Here is a 16,817-nt window from a genome sequence, read left to right on the forward strand (position 1 = left end):
GATACTACGCTGTATTTTTAAATAAAACAAGAAATGAGTTTTTCTATGTCTTCTTTACTATTATAAACATTGGGGGAGACTCGAATAGCATTGCCTCGATAGGACACAAAAATATTTTTAGATGTTAAACATGCCTTAATTCGCGCAATGGAGTGGTTGTCTTTAGGATAGACTCCAAATAAATGTTGGGCGCGAAACTTGGGATCTTCCACGAAATAATCTTTGGTGTTCAGCTGCTCTAGCGCTTCCCTTGTAATTGAGCTACAGTACTCCTGAATGGCTTGCGGAGTCCATTCCAGCAGTTGTTTAATGGCTTCCGAAAGCATTGGAGTTAGTATGAAATTACTGGATTCCCCCACATCGTATCGCGTGGCCTTTGCCTTAAAGGTATCGTTATAATTTACCAGATTTGAAAAATTTTCACTGCCCTCATGGTTCATCCAATTGTTCTCCAACGGATTTCCATGGTGAAACCGTTCTCCGAAATAAGCCAATCCAAGGCCATAGGCTCCCAGTAACCATTTGTACCCGCCACAGATAAGGGCATCGGGTTGAACTTCACCAACCGAAAAGGGCATGGCTCCTACACTTTGGGTGCCATCAATAATAAGATAGGCTCCTTCTTCGGAGCAGCGTTTCCGAATTTGTTTCAAATTAAAAAAGGTGCCATCGGCCCAGTGTACGTTTGGAATTGCGACTACTTTAGTTTTTGGCGTGATGGCTTCTAAGACCGCTTCGTTCCAACGCTCGGCACGGCCTACAGTAAGAGCAGGGGCCACGACGGTTTTTACAACTACTCCTTTTTCAAGTTCCAGTTGTTTCCAGGCGTAGTAATTGCTCGGAAATTGTTCTTGCAGTAGTACCACCTCATCACCTGGAGCGAATGAAATGTTCTTGATCACCGTAGCAATTCCGTAGGAAACCGAAGGGATTATTGCAATACACTCGGGATCCGGAGCCTCAATTAATTGTGCAAACCGCTCTTTAAGGATTCTTTTTTCCGAAAAGAAATCACTTTCGGAAATTAAATAGGGAGTTGCTTTTTTCTGAAGATGTTTTATACCAACTGCTTCAACAGATTGCAATTGGGGAGCCATATACGACCCGTTTAGATAGGTAATATCTTCGGGCAAACGAAACAAATGTTTTTGATTGGTCAGCATGGTTTTAAGATAATAGTTTAAACCGAATTTTCCGAGGCGATTTCAGATAAAAGTAAAATACTAATTTTATATTTGCAGTATAAAATTGAACTATGTCATTTACCGATTTATTTGAAAGTGGAGAACACTCCAGAAATTTAGGACATTTTGCTTCTATCGTTAGCATTGCCGCTGTGGACGGGGTAATTAGCCCTGAAGAAGAAAGGATGTTAAAGCGATTTGCCCGAAAATTAGATATTACAGAAACCGAATATGGTCAGGTGTTAAAAAACCCGAAACAGTTTCCTATTAGTCCGCCAAACTCAGCCGATAGACGGTTGGAACGTATGCACGACCTGTTCGAGATGATATATGCAGATCACGATATCGATGATGATGAACGCAACTTGATTGAGCGGTATGCGATTGGTTTAGGGTATACGCATGATCTCGCTTCCAAATTGATCAAGCGATCCATTGAAATATATGAAGGAGGACTCGATTTGGAAGATTACCGTTATTTATTAAACAAGAAGAAGTAAGCCTTTTTGAAAAGGGATTTCTTTAAAGGGAAGTTTACCCTTAGCCTTTTTGCATAAATTCCTCTGCCTTATCTACCATTAATTTACTTCCGCAGAAGAAAGGAGCTCGTTGGTGGAGTGTAGTTGGTTGAATATCCAAGATGCGTTCAAACCCGTTGCTGGCCTTGCCTCCTGCCTGCTCGGCTATATAAGCCATAGGATTACACTCGTATAGTAGTCGCAATTTACCTTCCGGGTTTTTAGAAGTATTTGGGTAAATATAGATGCCCCCTTTAATCATATTTCGATGGAAATCAGATACCAAAGAGCCAATATAACGTGAAGTGTACGGGCGATCACCTTCTTCCAACTGGCAATATTTTATATAATTCTTCACCCCCTGTGGGAAGTGAATATAGTTTCCTTCATTCACCGAATAGATAGTTCCCGATTCCGGGATTTTCATGTTCGGATGGGACAAATAATAGGTCCCAATGGCAGGGTTTAGTGTAAAACCGTTTACACCGTGCCCGGTGCTGTAAACAATCATTGTTGATGTTCCATAGACAATATAGCCGGCAGCCACTTGTTTGTTTCCGGGTTGCAGGAAATCTTCTATTGTTACCGGAGTTCCGGACGGAGTCACTCTTCGATAGATTGAAAAAATGGTTCCTACCGAAACGTTGACATCAATATTGGAAGAACCATCCAAGGGGTCCATTAGGACCACATATTTGTTGTCGTTTTTTTGGTTACGCCCTTTGATGGTGATAAAATCATCCTCTTCTTCACTGGCAATGCCACAAACGATCTCTCTGTTGGTAAGTGTTTTGATAAACACTTCGTTGGCGTAGACATCTAGTTTCTGCTGACTTTCTCCTTGGATGTTGGTTTCTCCCGCATTCCCAAGTATATCAACCAAACCGGCTTTATTGACCTCGTGGTTGACCACCTTGGCGGCCAAACGTATCGAATTGATTAGTCGAGACAACTCTCCGGAAGAATATTGAAATTCACCTTGATTCTCAATAATAAACTCGCCTAAGGTTTGATTCTTTTTTGCCATTGTGAAGGGTATCGTAATGTGAATTTGCCGCAAATATCGTGATTTTTAAGAAAATGAACCGATATTTGTCACGCAAAACGAACGTCATGCGTATAAACATCCGAAATGCGACAAAAGAAGACATGTCAATGGTCCGTGACCTTATTGTCGAACTCGCCGTTTTTGAAAAAGAACCCGATGCAGTGGAAGTCAGCATTGATGATTTACAAAAGGCCGGATTTGGTGCGACGCCAAAGTTTAGCTGCTTTGTTGCGGAGGTAGCCGGGGAAATTGTTGGAATGGCTTTGGTCTATTTTCGGTTTTCTACCTGGAAGGGACCTACGTTACATCTAGAAGACCTAGTGGTAAAGGCAAGTATGCGTGGAAAAGGAGTTGGAGAGGCCTTGTATGCCAAAGTCCTGCAATTTGGACATGATAAAGGGGTAAAGCGTGTGCAATGGGAAGTATTGGGGTGGAATGAAGGCGCGATAAAGTTTTATGAACGAAGCGGAGCTAAGGTATTGCGAGATTGGCATGTGGTACATATGGATGAAACCGGTATGAAAAATTATATTGACAATTTATAGATGAAGATCTTCAAATTTGGTGGGGCATCCGTAAAAGATGCCGAAGGTGTTAAAAACTTAGTAACCGTTTTAGAGAAAACGGAAGAGAAAAATCTTGTAGTTGTGGTTTCGGCCGTGGGCAAAACAACCAATGCACTCGAGGAGGTAGTACACAACTATTTTTCAAAAAGCGAAGCATTAGAGGCTTCAGTAAGCGAAGTATACGATTATCACTATCGAATCCTCTCAGATTTATTTCCTAACACATCGCATGAAGTGTATGGAAAGATCAATCAGTTTTTTAAGGAACTAAAGGGCTTTTTGAAAAGGACAAAATCTAAAAATCACGCCTTTGTGTACGATCAGGTGGTGTCTTTTGGTGAATTACTCTCAACAACTATTGTTTCGGCTTATCTTCAGGAGGTTGGGATTAAGAATACTTTTTTGGATGTTCGCAACTGTATCTGTACCGATGCGAATTACCGCGATGCTAACGTGAATTGGGAACTCACGCAACAGGCTATTCAAAACAACGTATCAAACAAAGGAATTACAGTGACCCAGGGGTTTTTAGGTTCTGAGAATACAAATAATTTTACCACAACACTTGGTCGAGAGGGGAGTGATTATACAGCGGCTATTTTCGCGTATTGTTTAAACGCTGATAGTGTGACAATTTGGAAAGACGTTGCGGGCGTGTTGAATGCAGATCCTCGATATTTTTCGAAAGCCCAATTATTACATCATATTTCATATCGAGAGGCGATCGAATTGGCCTTTTACGGCGCAACAGTTATCCACCCGAAAACCTTACAGCCTTTGCAACGAAAGGAAATTCCACTTTTTGTAAAGTCCTTTTTGAATCCAACAGCGCCTGGAACCTGCGTGGGCAAAGGTGTTTTACTAGATCCGTTGACGTCCTGTTTTATTCTGAAAAAAAATCAGGTATTGATTTCACTTTCTTCTTTGGATTTCAACTTTATGATGGAACATCATATAGGTGATGTATTCAAGTGGTTGCACGAATACAAAATGAAGGTAGAGCTTATACAGAATTCGGCCATAAGCTTTTCGGTCTGTGTCGATAATAAATACGACACCCTAGAGCTACTTCTGGCAAAACTTCGCGAACAATTTAAAGTCAAATGGAACGAAGGGGTGACCCTTTATACGGTTCGCCATTCTAAACCTTCAGAAATTAAAGCACTTACCGAAGGTAAAACCGTATTATTAAAGCAGGAAAGCAGAGAAACCGTACAGGTGGTTGTTAAAGAATAGTACAGATTCTTTCGCTATATTTGTGTTTCGTAATAACCTAACTACCTGATGGGACTAGTCAATGCCAAAGAAGTAGCGAAAGCTATCAATGTCGATAAATTCGGCTTTATTGGTACTTCAATGAGCTGGATCCTCATGAAGCTGCTTAACATCACTACCATGAATAAAATTTATGATAGGAATAAGCACTTAAGTGATTTGGAATTTATCAATGCTTTATTAGACGAATTTGAGGTCAAGTTTGAAATTCCAGAGGAAGATTTAAAACGCATCCCGAAAACAGGTCCGTTTATTACAATTTCTAACCACCCTCTGGGTGGGATTGACGGAATTCTTCTTCTGAAATTATTATTGGAGCATCGCCCCGATTTTAAGATCATTGCTAATTTTTTGTTACATCGTATTGAGCCTCTAAAACCCTACGTAATGCCGGTAAACCCTTTTGAAGATCGAAAGGATGCCAAAAGTAGTGTCATGGGGTTTAAAGCAGCACTTTCCCATTTGCGTGAAGAACACCCGCTGGGAATCTTTCCTGCCGGTGAAGTGTCTACCTATAAGGACGGCAAATTGGTGGTGGATCGCCCTTGGGAAGTAGCGGCGATGAAGTTGATTAAAAAGGCCGAAGTGCCCGTGGTACCCATTTATTTTCACGCCAAGAACAGCAAATTTTTCTATCGATTGGCAAAGATGAGCGATACTCTGCGAACCGCCAAACTGCCTTCCGAGCTGTTAACTCAGAAAGAACGCGTGATCAAGGTGCGAATTGGAAATCCCATTTCTTTAGAGGATCAAAAGGAACACGAGAGTTTGGATGCTTTTACCGATTTCCTTCGGAAGAAGACTTATGTATTGTCAAATCCATTTCAGAAAAAGAAATTATTAGATACCATCCCCAAGAATCTCAAATTTCCGAAGCCGCCCAAAAAGATAGCTGGCGCCATCTCGGTTGAAAAGATGGAATCCGAAATAGATGCCCTGCGAATAGCAGATAAGCGGTTGTTGGTGAGTAAAAATTACGAAGTATTTCTGGCGCAGGCAGACCTTATTCCCAATATTTTGCAGGAGATAGGTCGTTTGCGGGAGATCACCTTCCGAGAAGTGGGGGAAGGCACCAACAATGCGACCGATCTCGATAAGTTTGACAGTTATTACCACCATATGTTCTTGTGGGATAACGATGCGAGGAAAATGGCGGGAGCGTATCGCATGGGCTTGGGATCTATGATTTTTCCACGCTTTGGGATCGATGGGTTTTATTTGCAAGACCTGTTTCGGTTCGAACCCGAATTGTATTCCATGATGAGCAAATCCATTGAAATGGGACGTGCCTTCATCATTAAAGAATACCAACAACGACCAATGCCTCTGTTCCTCCTTTGGAAAGGAATTGTACATACTACCTTGCGCTATCCGGAACATAAATTCCTTATTGGAGGCGTGAGCATAAGCAATAAATTTTCAGAATTTTCGAAGTCCTTGATGATCGAATTCATGAAATCGAATTACTACGATCCCTATGTGGCACAATATATCAACCCTAAAAAGGAATTTAAGGTAAAGCTGAAGGATGCCGACAAGGACTTTATTTTTGACGAGAGTGAGGCCGATCTCAATAAATTCGATAAGATTATCGACGAGGTGGAACCCGGAAGTCTACGCCTTCCGGTACTTATTAAAAAGTACATCAAGCAGAATGCAAAGGTGGTTGCGTTTAATGTAGATCCGCTTTTTAACAATGCAGTAGATGGCCTTATGTATATTCGTATTGCCGATCTTCCCGAAAGTACCGTAAAACCCGTGATGGAAGAATTTCAAGCCGAATTGGAACAGCGGTTTGCCAATAAGACCGGGGAAGAAGAGTAAATAAGTCCTACTTTAAAGGTCGTTTTTTGATCATCCCGCCCTTGGCATCTTTGATACTGTGCATCACTATAAAGGCTTTTTCGTCTATTTTATCCACTTCGGTCTGTAAACGGGCGAGTTCCAATCGCGTAATAAGGGTATAAATAATATCGATTTTCTCCAAATTCTCACCGCGTTTTCCAAAGCCTCGTTTGCCAACATATACCGTACAGCCCCTACCCATCTTCTCGATAATAGCCACCCGGATTTCGTCGTATTTTTCAGAAATGATTGTCACACCAACATACTCTTCGATACCGGAAACTACAAAATCGACTGTTTTAGACGCAGCCAAATACGTAAGCATCGCGTAAAGTGCTGTTTCCACGGAAAAAATATAGGCAGCTACTCCAAAGATCATCACGTTAAAGACTAGAATCACATCCCCAATCGTGAGCGATGATTTTTTGCTGATAAAAATGGCCAATACTTCGGTGCCATCAATGACTGCACCCCCCCGAATGGCCAAACCTATTCCCAGCCCTAAGAAAAATCCTCCAAAGACGGCAATCAACAATTTATCATCGGTAATCGTGGGAAGCACGATAAAGTGAACAGATATTGCTAAAACTATGATGGCCACAAGACTTCTTATGGCAAACTGTTTGCCAATGGTAGTAAGGCCCATAAAAATAAAAGGGGCATTAATGGCAATTAAAAAAATGGAGAGTGACAGGCCTGTAATTTCGGTAAGAATAAGAGAAATCCCGGTTACACCCCCATCTATAAAGCCATTCGGTAGTAAAAAGCCCTTTAAACCGATACTCGCCGCCCCAATTCCCAACAAAATAAGACTTGCATCTTTAATAAGGTGAAGGGCCTCAATTCTTGTGTTTCTGAATTCTTTTTCAAATTGTTTCTTGGGCAATGGAAGCCGCTTTTTTTTCAGCTTATTTTTAGTTGCCTGGGTAAGTATATATTGAAAAATTGCATTCATCTAGTTGGAATTATGGTTTGGGCAAAAGATACTCAAAAATATAGCGAACAGACCGTGTTCTTTTAATATTTTGCCGACTTTCCCTTAGCCGCGGTATTTAAAATAAATTCTCGTAAATGGTCATTGGCAGCTTTTAGATCCTCTCTGCGCAGATACATCATATGTCCACTTCGATAGCCTTGAAAACTGAGACGATCCTTCAACTTTCCACTTGGGTCTATTTGCCACATGGTATACTTAGCGTTAAAATAGGTGGTCGCTCCATCGTAATAACCACTTTGGAACAGCACATGTAAGTATGGGTTTTCGGCCATTGCCTTCCGCAGGTCATCCCTCACATTATTATCCTCATTGTTCCATGGATGGACCGGACCAAACATATTGTATTTGGTATCGGTTTTAAAGTTGAGGTGCTCGCGCAAATAATAGTTGATTGCAGGCGTAAAGGAGTGCAGCCAAGAAGTAAGTTCGGCACTGTAATCGGGCCCATTTCCGGCTTCGGTCTTATCCAATCCTAAATAGCGGGAGTCCAATCTTCCGATGCTATATCCGCTCTTGTCTCGCAATAATTCCTTCCAAAAGAAACGCGTTGGCACATCCAGATTGTGCTGAAGTATCGATTTTTTGGAAAGTCCCGAATAGTACGCCATCTTTTCGGCAACGGTATTCTTTTCGGTTTCACCTATAAATCCACCCTTGGCCAATGCAGGCATTAGGGTGTTGATCGCATAATTTTCGGCCTCGGGGAGAATTTCTAAGAGGTCTTTTTGTTGTAAGGCTGAGGGTAGCATCTTGTGATACCAGGCAGCTGCTGTAAAATAAGGAAGATTTAAGGCTGAGGCCACTGCTGCATCACTATTGAATACTTGATAGTCGGCCGGGGAAACCATTATCACTCCGTTTAAATACATCCATTGCGCTTCCTGAAGCTCTAAGGCCAATCCCGCTACACGGGTGCCACCGTAGCTTTCGCCAATAATATATTTGGGAGAACGCCAGCGATTGTGACGGCTCATAAAAGTGTTTAGCCAAGCTGCGAGATACTTAATATCGGCATTGATTCCGAAGAACTTATCGCGATCTACCTCTTTGCCACTTTCCGGAATGGTTCGGGAATATCCTGTATTGGCAGGATTTATAAAAACAATATCGGCCACGTCGAGTACCGAATAGGGATTCTCACTCACACCATAGGGTTGTACGGGATAGCCTTCATCGTCTATGTTCAAGACCATTGGACCTGTATAGGCAACGTGCATCCACACAGAACCAGAGCCCGGACCCCCGTTAAATGAAATGAGTAACGGGCGTGTTTCATTATTGCCCGCATTGTTGCGTTTGTAGTATGTAAACTGAAGTGTGGCAATAGGCTTACCTAGTTCGTCCCAAACGGGTTGCATTCCGGCCGTGGCGGTGTAGGCAATTTTAGCTCCATTGATCGTGGTGTTGTGCTGGGTTACAATCACAGTATCCATAGGAATGGTTCGGTTTTGCGCCGTTGTAATCGCTAAAGTAATTATGGCAACAAAGAAGGTGGTGGTTAGTTTTTGCATGGTATATATAATTGATAAAACAATTCAAGATTAGAGATGTAGTCCAAATATACTAGAATATAATTGTATTTTTAAGTGTAATTAACCAGCTGCTCTATGAATTTAGCCACGACCATCGACGAGGTGATTTATATCTTAAATACAATCATTACAACTGAAACTCAGGCAGGGAGTAACCTAGCTTTTTTCCCTGTATTGTATAAGAAGGTGACCGAGCGAATAAAAATTGGAATTGAAGCAAATGAATTTGAGAATAATGCCCGAATGGAACAGTTGGATGTCCTTTTCGCAAACAGGTATTTGGAATCCTATCGCCAGTTTAAAGCAAAGGAAAAGCCCACCGCAAGTTGGGCCTGTGCCTTTGAGGCAGCCGGTAATTCAAAACTGCTTATTATGCAACAATTGTTGTTGGGGATCAATGCACATATTAATTTGGACTTGGGTATCGCGGTCGCAGAAACAGTTGGAGAGCAAGGCAATTTAACCGATTTCGAAAATGATTTTAATAAGATAAATGCGATTCTCGCAAGCATGGTAGCCGATGTAGAGGATCGTATCTCCAAAGTGTCACCCATGTTCCTATTATTGGACAAGGTGGGAAAGGGCAAAGAAGACAAGGTAGTATCCTTTAGTATTAATGTAGCGAGAGACGGGGCCTGGCTCTTTGCCAATCAGTATTATTTTTCGGGCAATAAGCCCCAAGAGATTGACAATAGAGACACCATCATTGCAGCCTTGGCTACTAAATTAACCACTACCAAAAACAGGTGGCTTCGATATGCTATTCGGTTTATACGATTTTTTGAAATGAAGAATGTGGCAAAGGTTTCGGAAATACTCGACAACTAGGGTAAGTTCGAATTCGCCCTTCAATAAAATTTTGTGGGGGAAGGAGATTAGGACCAAATAGACAATGTCTTATGATATTTGATCAAAGTACAAAAAGGCTGTTGATTGTAGCAATGTGGAATCCGTTGCCAATAACGGTCTTATAGGCCTTGCTATTGGTGTCAATGACTGGATTGGTATGGTTAAAATGAATAAAGTGTATTTTTTGTTTTTCTGAAGCGGGTAATCGGTTAAACAGTTCCATACTTTCAGTGATAAAGGGATGTGGTATTTCTGAAATATCCCGTGTGTTGATTTCATCGCCCGAATAGAAGGTGGCATCGAGAAAGGCATAGTCTACTCCCGAAATGGCTTCAACAATGGAAGTTTCCCATTTGGACCACTTATCAATATCGGGAATAAAGAGGGCTTTCTTGGCAGGCCCTATTATTTGATAACCAACGGTTTCTGAAAACTCATCGCGATGCGGTACGGTGAATGGTATTACCGAAATATTGGAAGTTAGCCGTAGTTTTTTTTGATCCTCCAACGGCTGAAGCGATATGTTGTTTTGATTGACTAACTGACTCCAAGGTCCATTAGTTTCCAAGAATTGCTTCATACGAGGCATGGCATAAACAGGTATGTTCTGAGCGTTGGTGGCTTCTTTTCCCAGATACATTAATCCGGTGTAATGGCCTATATGGGCGTGGGTGAGAAAAATTCCGTCTGGCAGCTCATTTTCAGAATAGGCAAATTGTTTCAGTTTTTTTGCTTGTGAAGTTATATCCGGGGTAGCTTCAAAAAGGAAGGTTTTGTTGTTTTGAGGATCTACAATCCCAAGAGAGACCACTTTCCGAAGGGAATCTGGATTTTCAAATAAATCTTTACAACAGTCCTTTTTACAGGCTATGTGTGGTGATCCGGCATCCTGTAAGGTTCCTAAAATAATCAGCGTTGTTTCGGTAAGAGGAGGAAGTGCATCCACCTTTTCTATGGTAGTTTTTCTTTCTTCCTTACAAGCAAGTAGTACGAGTACACAAAGAAAATAATAATGCTTCATTCTTTAGGTTCCATAATTAAAAACACCGCGGTGCTATCACCAATGTTCAATACTTCATGCTGCGTTATATGATCCTTGGAAAACGAACTTCCTGTGGGCACATTCACTTCCCTAACACCTGTGGTATCTTTTATTCTGAATTTACTCCCCTTGAGGGTATATCCAATATGAGGTGCATGGTAATGGCGTTCGTGTCCTACGCCCGGAGGAAAGGTGCATTTTAATACGCGAAGCTTCGAAGTTTCCTCAATCACTTCACAAACAGCCTTATTGTTCCAACCCGCCTCCAAAGGATCGGGCAGCGTGTTTTTGGTTTCACATCCCATAAACATCGCCATTGTTAACAGGCTTAGGATATATCGTAATCGAGTATTTTGATTGTGTTCTGAAACTGGCATCAAGAGCTTATTCTTTAGGTGCTTTATCTTCTTCATTTTTCACTTTTCGATACTTAAAATACAAACGCACCCCGAGACGTGCAAAGAGAATAACGGCAATTACAGTTATAATGTCAACAGTGCTCATTGGTATTTTTGAAGTTCGTTTTTGATTTCATTTTCGGTGCGATCTAAAACAGCGTTAAAGGTTAAAAGGTAATCTATTTTCGAGTGATCGGTTTCCAATTTAAGGTTGATTAAATTTTCTAACTCGAGGTTATTGAAAAAGAAGGAGTAATCTGTAGGCGAATTAATTTCGACCATGTCCTTGTCCCTGGCCATTTTTGCATAGTTCAGATTTTTAACGACAAAGGGTTCGATAATGCCACTGAGTTGGGTATTTGCATAGCCTTCGACCACAGCTCCAAATTTTAAGAGCTGTTTTATCTGCAATAGGTGTTCTTTCAATCTGACATTTTTTAATTCTGAAATATTCCTGTCGTTGAGAAATTCGCTTGTGGTAGGCATGTCATTGGCTACCGAAATGACCTTGGATAAGCCTTCCAATGAGTTGTAGATTTGTCTGATGGAATCGGGATCTTTAAGTTGCATCAAATACAAAGAGCGCTTGTTGCTTGACACGACTACCGAGTCGATAAAATTGGACTTTCCTGCTACCCATTTTTTGGTGCTTGCAATTTCTTGTAACATCCTTTCGCAGGTATCCTTGAGTTCGTTATTTTGGATCCGCTGGGTGTTCCAGGTGTTGAGTTGTAAGGCTATTAATATTCCAACAACAACCAATACAATTTCACCAATAGCGTATTTAACATACTTGGCAGTTTTGTTCTCCATTATTAAATTTTGACGAATATGACGGAATAATTTAATCAAAGAATACCAGCTTCTGTATTTGCTATTCCTTTTAATGTAAGGCGTCTTTTAGGTGCCATTTTCAAGGTTAATTCATACTGCACCTTCGCCTCGTCCTTTCTTCCCTGTTTCAACAACCAATCTGCGTATAATTCACGTGTAGGTTTTTGAATTTGAGGTGGGCCATAGCTGTAACTTATGCTTTTTTGCAATTCGATGGAGGTTAGAAAATTTTGCTCGGCCAAGGTAGTGTTTTTGTCCAAATCGGCTAGTAGTGCCTCCAATTGGTGTTTTCGGGCTAAGACCTCGGTCAGGTCGGTCTGAGTAACGTCCTCCCGGGTCGCACTGGAACACAGTTTTGCTGCACCTTCAGAAACGATAAAAGAGCCACGGTTATGATCATTGGTGACAACCTTAACAATGCTATCCAATTGTGCTCTGTCGCCTTTGGTATAGGCTTTCATGCCTTCTAGAAAGAGGTATTGCGAGCGAATGCTCTCGTTTAAATTGGAAATATCGACCGGGATGTCGGCAATTTCACTTTCCCATTCGTTGGTCTCGACTAAATAGGTCCCTTTTAAAAACACAAGATGTACTCTGGACCTTATGGAGGGTGTTTCAGTAGTGTATTGTTGCATTTCTTTTACCAGTTTTAACGCCTCTTCTTTTTGCCCATTCTGAAGGTATCCATATTCCAACCAGTGAAACGCGTGGTATCCGCGCGCATCATTGCCAAGGCCTTTTGCCTTCATTCTATCAACACTTGCTTTATACGAATCGATGTTAGACGCGATTACATTGTCCCACATCCCCATTGCCACAAAAATATGTGAGGGCATATGCAGGGCATGGCTCGCATCGGGGGCTACTTTTGAATAGGCATGTGCCGCATCTAAAGCCAAGGTAGCGTGATTGGGATCGTCGTACGAATGGATAAGATAATGGAGGGCTCCGGGATGGTTGGGGTTTTCCTTGAGAATTCCTTGTGCGATCAAGGCTCCTTTTCCATATAATTCGTCGTCACGACCTTCCGGGACTGAAGCCAACAGTGAAAGTGCATAAAAAGCGGCCACTTCGTGATTGTCGGGATAGACCTGTGTAAGTTCCTCCATAAATACTGCATAGGCTTTGTCGCGTTCTGTCTTTTCTATTTTCGGGCTATATAAAAGCTGGACGGCAGCAATTAAGTCTTGCTCCAGTTTGCCTGATTTTTTAGTATAATCGAATTTGCTCAGTTCGTTTAAGACTTCCGTGGCACTTTCGTAATCCTGTTCAGACCAAAGACTGTGGTTATAGGTCATGGCTTCTCCCCAATACGCCATAGGCATTTCGGGATCTAGTTCGCGCGCCTGCTGAAAAGCTTCGCGGGCATCATCGTATTCGAACGAATGTAGCAGTAGCAACCCTTTTTCAAAAAGTGGTTTCGCTTCGGTCTTCCCTGAAACATCGATTCGGACTACACCCAAATTCTCAGTAGATTCTTTAGGTTGCTTACAAGAAAAAACAAAGAATAGGATGGCGAATACTAATAGAGGTCTCATAATACGTTGGTTACATAGTTTCTTTAAAGATAAGACTTCTTCCGATTAGTACAAGAAGGACAAAAAGCAGTCGCTAAAATTGTATGCAAAACACTTGCCATGGCCTTCGCTCCAGCCCGATATCACACATTTTTCTAGCCTGATTTGCCATCGCCGTCAATATCGGTCTTGGTGTGTGACTCCAAAGCTTCGAGGGTTTTTCTGAGCAATGTTTGTGTGGATTCCAGGTCCTTTTCTAATTGTGCGACGCGTTCTTCCAGACTGTCCGCCTGATTTTGTTGTTTCTGTAATTCATCCTCTTGTATCAAGTCCCAAAATATTCCCATAAGGCTATTGTATTAGTTATTGGTTTGTTTATCGGTGTTGTTTTCCATGAATAAGCTTATTAAGCATACGGCGGAAGAATTTTATCATTTTGCAATTTCCTTGTCAATTAATGAAATCAAATTTTGAATGTATTGGACTAAATTTTGGTGAATTCCTGCTAAATATCCATTATTCATAAAAGAGAGCCGAAGACCATTTTTAAATTTCTCATTGTGATGTTGCCACTTAGCATCTTCAATAAGTTCCTCTTGTAAAGACGGGGCGATATCTGCGGCGGTTAATCTTTTTGGAAATCCGAAGGAGGGTTTGGTTAAATCAAAGAATCCAAGGGACACCATATTTTCAACATGTGGGTCGTATAAATAGGTTTCGTATTCTCTTCGCATATGGTTTTCGCCCAAAGCAATGGCTACATAAGTTTTGTCTAATTCTAATAATCCATTTTTAATGGAATTGTTCTTAATAAAACTAAGATTACCCGAACTCAATAATTCTTTAAAGGTATTGTTGTTAGGGACAAAGGTATTCCATATAAAAACCCGCTCGTATGTATTGGTATATTGCTGAACATCTTCAATAGATTGGGGCTCATCTCCATTTATCAATGCAGCACTTGCTGCGGCTTTTTGAAAACGATATTCTGCAAGTTGGGTGTTGTTTTCAATTTCACTAACCAAATCTGCTTTTAGATTTTTGAGAAAGTTTACTTCCACCGCTCTTTCTTTTCTTCTCTCATTCCAATTGTTAATCTGCAAGGCAATCAAGATTCCTATTACCACTAGGATTATTTCACCGATGGCGTAAAGGAGGTATTTTGAGAACTTGTTCTCTTTAACAAGTCGTTGACGGATTTTTCGAAAGAATTTGATCATAATAGGCTATTCAAACGAACCAGTATCGACGTCTTTAATGAATTGAATCACCCCTTCAAAATAGTTTTTCTGATCGTCGTATTGTGACAAATGACTTCCGTTAGGACATAATAAAAAACGCCCTTTCTGAACTTCAGTCGCCATCCACTCCATATATTTTGGATCCATGGTATCGTAGGTAGCGCCGATCATTAAGGTAGGAACTTTGATTTCTTTCAGCTTGGCTGAAACATCCCATCCTTTCAATGAAGCATCCCCAGTCACACCAAATTCGCTATAGCCTTGCATGGCGATATAAATGTTTGGATTTAGGTGTTTCATGGCACGGTTGACCGACTCGGGCCACTTGTCTAGGGGCATTCGCAGTACATGTTCCGTATAATAATGTTGGGTCACCAATTCGGCATAACGGGGATTGCCAAAATCTTCTTTTGCCTCCATGGCTTTTATTTCGGCATAGACATCGGCTGGTAATTGCGGGCCGAGTACTTCGGCGGCGTATTTTTCATATTCAGGGATACTGGCCATCATATTTGAAATGAGCAATCCTTTTAAGTTGTCTTGATATTTTAAAGCGTATTCCATGGCAAGAATACCTCCCCAGGATTGCCCAAGGAGGTAAAAATTGCTGCTGTCCATGTTCAATGCCTTTCTCACTTGCTCCACTTCTTCTACAAAATGTTCGATAGTCCAAAGTGTAGCATCATTGGGTTGATCGCTATAATACGAATCCAACTGATCATAATACACGTATTCTATGCCTTCCTTCGGGAAGTAGCCGTCGGCACATTCGAAGAATTCGTGCGTGCCACCTGGGCCACCATGTAACAAGAGGACCTTTATCTTCGGGTTGTTCCCCACTCGCTTAGTCCAAACATTAAAAGTCCCTTTCGAGGTGTTAATGGGTATCATTTTTATGCCGCCGGTAAATTGATCATCGCTATTGGAATAGTCCAAATACGATGTATCACAATCGGATTCAGTGTTCAAATCTTGTTTTTCGGCACAGCCCGTTATGCTGAGCAGAAAAACTGAAGCAATCAAGACAATTGATTTCATAAGTTGGTGCTTTAAATGTTCAATTAATTTCTTCCTGTCTCGTGCAATTGTTTTGTATCTACATATTGCTGAAACGCAATTACCTTTCCGTCCTTAAGCGTCCATAGATGAGCGGCCTGTGCGTTAATACTCTTTCCGGTTGCTTTCACTTTCCCTTTATAGCGAAGTGTTGCCAACACCTGCTCGTTTTCCATATTGTGAAGTTTTATATCATTTAAAGTGAAATTTTCATATGCAGCGATCACCCGTTCAAAAACGCCTTTTAAAACGGCATCCGGACCAATATAGGGGTTGCCATCGGCTAAGGCATTACCTTCGGCTTCGTTCCATTCAACTTTCGCGTCCAAAGCGGCTAATACAGCCGGAACATCTCCCTTGCCAAAGTTCGTGTACAGATCGCTAACTACGGTAATATTATCTGCATTCAGTAAAGGATCAATCCCCAATTGTGCCATAAAGGCCAGATTGTCCATAAAATCCTGTTCTTGGGCGATTTTGCCGTCTTTCATGACCGCTATGGTGGAACCTTCTACTTCTACCGCTTTTCCTGTGGCCGGAATTCCAAAAAAGTCACCACTATGCGTACCTTTAAATTTCCAGTGTTTAACCAGTTTATCTCCTTGTCCAAAGATGTCGACGATGGTAAAATCGGGATTCGAAAAGCCAGTTGTAAAGTTGGAATAATAGTCTTTAAATGCTTCGATACCCACCACATTTTCGGGATTGGTGATCAGGGTAATCTCAGGATCGAAGTTCGTATCGTTGATAAGATCCAGCTTTCCTTCATTAATAATTTCATCCCAGACAGTGGTATACTTGGTAATATTGTCTTCCACTTGTTTGTTTGGATTGTTACAGGCAGTTAGCAGCACAAGGGCTGTAACGAATAGTAATTTAATAGTTGTTTTCATTATGTTATTGGTTTAGTTAATA

17 protein-coding genes are annotated in these 16,817 nt (G+C 41.3%); 5 read left to right on the forward strand and 12 right to left on the reverse strand.

The features are described 5' to 3' along the window. Positions 1 to 17 precede the first annotated feature (17 nt). Entirely contained in the window at positions 18 to 1,163 is a 1,146-nt protein-coding gene (locus K8F54_RS10000; protein ID WP_290790308.1) for an aminotransferase class V-fold PLP-dependent enzyme, read from the reverse strand. Positions 1,164 to 1,255: 92 nt separating this feature from the next. Here K8F54_RS10000 and K8F54_RS10005 point away from each other — a divergent pair, with 92 nt between their 5' ends. Beyond that, positions 1,256 to 1,684, forward strand: a complete 429-nt coding sequence (locus K8F54_RS10005) for a TerB family tellurite resistance protein (RefSeq protein WP_290790310.1) — start codon at positions 1,256 to 1,258, stop codon at positions 1,682 to 1,684. A gap of 40 nt (positions 1,685 to 1,724) precedes the next feature. On the opposite strand, the gene fbp is transcribed toward K8F54_RS10005, so the two are convergent. Continuing rightward, positions 1,725 to 2,729, reverse strand: a complete 1,005-nt coding sequence (gene fbp / locus K8F54_RS10010; RefSeq protein WP_290790313.1) for a class 1 fructose-bisphosphatase — start codon at positions 2,727 to 2,729, stop codon at positions 1,725 to 1,727. Positions 2,730 to 2,815: 86 nt separating this feature from the next. On the opposite strand from fbp, the gene K8F54_RS10015 reads away from it, so the two are divergent. From K8F54_RS10015 to K8F54_RS10025, 3 genes are read left to right on the forward strand one after another with little or no spacing between them, the layout of a single operon-like run. Then, entirely contained in the window at positions 2,816 to 3,295 is a 480-nt protein-coding gene (locus K8F54_RS10015; RefSeq protein ID WP_290790315.1) for a GNAT family N-acetyltransferase, read from the forward strand. Then, positions 3,296 to 4,552, forward strand: coding sequence for an aspartate kinase (locus K8F54_RS10020; RefSeq protein ID WP_290790318.1), 1,257 nt, complete (start codon positions 3,296 to 3,298; stop codon positions 4,550 to 4,552). A 48-nt stretch (positions 4,553 to 4,600) separates the two neighbouring features. Continuing rightward, complete coding sequence (locus K8F54_RS10025; protein ID WP_290790321.1) at positions 4,601 to 6,415, forward strand: lysophospholipid acyltransferase family protein; 1,815 nt, start codon at positions 4,601 to 4,603, stop codon at positions 6,413 to 6,415. Positions 6,416 to 6,422: 7 nt separating this feature from the next. Here the strand turns inward: K8F54_RS10025 and K8F54_RS10030 are convergent, their stop codons facing one another. Beyond that, the gene (locus K8F54_RS10030) at positions 6,423 to 7,391 is read right to left on the reverse strand and encodes a YitT family protein (protein ID WP_290790324.1); all 969 of its coding nucleotides are present in this window, start codon (positions 7,389 to 7,391) and stop codon (positions 6,423 to 6,425) included. Between the two features lie 62 nt (positions 7,392 to 7,453). Beyond that, positions 7,454 to 8,944 (reverse strand): carboxypeptidase, encoded by a 1,491-nt coding sequence (locus K8F54_RS10035; RefSeq protein ID WP_290790327.1) that lies wholly within the window; start codon positions 8,942 to 8,944, stop codon positions 7,454 to 7,456. Positions 8,945 to 9,040: 96 nt separating this feature from the next. Between K8F54_RS10035 and K8F54_RS10040 the strand changes: the two genes are divergently transcribed. Beyond that, positions 9,041 to 9,793, forward strand: coding sequence for a DUF5995 family protein (locus K8F54_RS10040; protein WP_290790330.1), 753 nt, complete (start codon positions 9,041 to 9,043; stop codon positions 9,791 to 9,793). 82 nt (positions 9,794 to 9,875) lie between these two features. Here K8F54_RS10040 and K8F54_RS10045 read toward each other — a convergent pair whose 3' ends face one another. The 8 genes from K8F54_RS10045 to K8F54_RS10080 form a co-directional block, all read right to left on the reverse strand. Continuing rightward, the gene (locus tag K8F54_RS10045; protein ID WP_290790333.1) at positions 9,876 to 10,835 is read right to left on the reverse strand and encodes an MBL fold metallo-hydrolase; all 960 of its coding nucleotides are present in this window, start codon (positions 10,833 to 10,835) and stop codon (positions 9,876 to 9,878) included. Further along, positions 10,832 to 11,269 (reverse strand): cupin domain-containing protein, encoded by a 438-nt coding sequence (locus K8F54_RS10050; RefSeq protein WP_290790336.1) that lies wholly within the window; start codon positions 11,267 to 11,269, stop codon positions 10,832 to 10,834. Before K8F54_RS10050 ends, K8F54_RS10045 begins: the two co-directional genes overlap by 4 nt. An 87-nt stretch (positions 11,270 to 11,356) precedes the next feature. Next, positions 11,357 to 12,067, reverse strand: a complete 711-nt coding sequence (locus K8F54_RS10055) for a hypothetical protein (protein ID WP_290790339.1) — start codon at positions 12,065 to 12,067, stop codon at positions 11,357 to 11,359. Positions 12,068 to 12,102: 35 nt separating this feature from the next. Then, positions 12,103 to 13,626 carry a tetratricopeptide repeat protein gene (locus K8F54_RS10060; protein ID WP_290790341.1) on the reverse strand — a complete coding sequence of 508 codons (1,524 nt, stop codon included), beginning with the start codon at positions 13,624 to 13,626 and terminating at the stop codon, positions 12,103 to 12,105. Positions 13,627 to 13,760: 134 nt separating this feature from the next. Beyond that, entirely contained in the window at positions 13,761 to 13,952 is a 192-nt protein-coding gene (locus K8F54_RS10065; protein WP_290790344.1) for a hypothetical protein, read from the reverse strand. A gap of 84 nt (positions 13,953 to 14,036) precedes the next feature. Beyond that, positions 14,037 to 14,825: a DUF6090 family protein gene (locus K8F54_RS10070; protein ID WP_290790347.1), complete on the reverse strand. Its 789-nt coding sequence runs from the start codon at positions 14,823 to 14,825 to the stop codon at positions 14,037 to 14,039. A gap of 6 nt (positions 14,826 to 14,831) precedes the next feature. Then, a complete protein-coding gene (locus tag K8F54_RS10075) occupies positions 14,832 to 15,884 on the reverse strand; it encodes a proline iminopeptidase-family hydrolase (RefSeq protein WP_290790349.1) in 1,053 nt (350 codons plus the stop codon). A gap of 23 nt (positions 15,885 to 15,907) precedes the next feature. Beyond that, on the reverse strand, positions 15,908 to 16,795 hold the full coding sequence (locus tag K8F54_RS10080) for an ester cyclase (RefSeq protein WP_290790352.1): 888 nt from the start codon (positions 16,793 to 16,795) through the stop codon (positions 15,908 to 15,910). Positions 16,796 to 16,817: the final 22 nt, after the last annotated feature.

This window comes from Altibacter sp. (assembly GCF_019913785.1).
In the GTDB taxonomy this organism is placed as follows: Bacteria; Bacteroidota; Bacteroidia; order Flavobacteriales; family Flavobacteriaceae; genus Altibacter.

What these genes read in the sequence shown, in the direction of transcription:
- K8F54_RS10000 (WP_290790308.1), bottom strand. Translation starts at nt 1,163, where the DNA reads ATGCTGACCAATCAAAAACATTTGTTTCGTTTGCCCGAAGATATTACC.
- K8F54_RS10005 (WP_290790310.1), top strand. Translation starts at nt 1,256, where the DNA reads ATGTCATTTACCGATTTATTTGAAAGTGGAGAACACTCCAGAAATTTA.
- fbp (WP_290790313.1), bottom strand. Translation starts at nt 2,729, where the DNA reads ATGGCAAAAAAGAATCAAACCTTAGGCGAGTTTATTATTGAGAATCAA.
- K8F54_RS10015 (WP_290790315.1), top strand. Translation starts at nt 2,816, where the DNA reads ATGCGTATAAACATCCGAAATGCGACAAAAGAAGACATGTCAATGGTC.
- K8F54_RS10020 (WP_290790318.1), top strand. Translation starts at nt 3,296, where the DNA reads ATGAAGATCTTCAAATTTGGTGGGGCATCCGTAAAAGATGCCGAAGGT.
- K8F54_RS10025 (WP_290790321.1), top strand. Translation starts at nt 4,601, where the DNA reads ATGGGACTAGTCAATGCCAAAGAAGTAGCGAAAGCTATCAATGTCGAT.
- K8F54_RS10030 (WP_290790324.1), bottom strand. Translation starts at nt 7,391, where the DNA reads ATGAATGCAATTTTTCAATATATACTTACCCAGGCAACTAAAAATAAG.
- K8F54_RS10035 (WP_290790327.1), bottom strand. Translation starts at nt 8,944, where the DNA reads ATGCAAAAACTAACCACCACCTTCTTTGTTGCCATAATTACTTTAGCG.
- K8F54_RS10040 (WP_290790330.1), top strand. Translation starts at nt 9,041, where the DNA reads ATGAATTTAGCCACGACCATCGACGAGGTGATTTATATCTTAAATACA.
- K8F54_RS10045 (WP_290790333.1), bottom strand. Translation starts at nt 10,835, where the DNA reads ATGAAGCATTATTATTTTCTTTGTGTACTCGTACTACTTGCTTGTAAG.
- K8F54_RS10050 (WP_290790336.1), bottom strand. Translation starts at nt 11,269, where the DNA reads ATGAAGAAGATAAAGCACCTAAAGAATAAGCTCTTGATGCCAGTTTCA.
- K8F54_RS10055 (WP_290790339.1), bottom strand. Translation starts at nt 12,067, where the DNA reads ATGGAGAACAAAACTGCCAAGTATGTTAAATACGCTATTGGTGAAATT.
- K8F54_RS10060 (WP_290790341.1), bottom strand. Translation starts at nt 13,626, where the DNA reads ATGAGACCTCTATTAGTATTCGCCATCCTATTCTTTGTTTTTTCTTGT.
- K8F54_RS10065 (WP_290790344.1), bottom strand. Translation starts at nt 13,952, where the DNA reads ATGGGAATATTTTGGGACTTGATACAAGAGGATGAATTACAGAAACAA.
- K8F54_RS10070 (WP_290790347.1), bottom strand. Translation starts at nt 14,825, where the DNA reads ATGATCAAATTCTTTCGAAAAATCCGTCAACGACTTGTTAAAGAGAAC.
- K8F54_RS10075 (WP_290790349.1), bottom strand. Translation starts at nt 15,884, where the DNA reads ATGAAATCAATTGTCTTGATTGCTTCAGTTTTTCTGCTCAGCATAACG.
- K8F54_RS10080 (WP_290790352.1), bottom strand. Translation starts at nt 16,795, where the DNA reads ATGAAAACAACTATTAAATTACTATTCGTTACAGCCCTTGTGCTGCTA.